General features: G+C 74.9%; 1 protein-coding gene. It reads right to left on the reverse strand.

Going from position 1 to position 447, the window contains the following annotated elements; all coding sequences use genetic code 11:
* A partial coding sequence (locus PUR56_RS22020; RefSeq protein ID WP_329950174.1) for an acyltransferase domain-containing protein occupies nucleotides 1-392 on the reverse strand: 392 nt, incomplete at its 3' end.
* Nucleotides 393-447: the final 55 nt, after the last annotated feature.

The raw sequence follows: 447 nt of genomic DNA on the forward strand, positions 1-447 counted from the left end.
GCCGCACCTGCGACCTCGGCGACCTGGGCCTGCCCCGGCGCGTCGTCAGGCCCCACCGCGAGGATCTCGCGACCGGCCGGGAGGGGCTGCATCAACCGGCCACGCGCCGCGCCCAGCGCCGCCGCATCGCCGAGCGACAGCACCCCGGCCACAGGCGCGGCGGCAACCTCACCGATCGAGTGCCACACCAGCACGTCCGCCCGCACCCCCCAGTGCGACAGCAGCGCAGGCAACGCCACCTCCACCGCGAACCACGCCGGCTGCGCGTACCCGGTCCGGTGGATCAGCTCCTCGTCCGCCAGCACCTCCGCCAGCGGCTGGTCCAGATCCGCATCCAGGTGCAACTCCACCTGGTCGAAGGCGTCCGCGACCACCGGGAACGCCTCGAACAAGCCCAGGCACTTCGAGGCGCGCTGCGCACCCTGCCCCGGGCGCAGGACCGCCGCC

The sequence above is a fragment of the Streptomyces sp. BE303 genome (assembly GCF_036290945.1).
Classification (GTDB): Bacteria; Actinomycetota; Actinomycetes; order Streptomycetales; family Streptomycetaceae; genus Kitasatospora.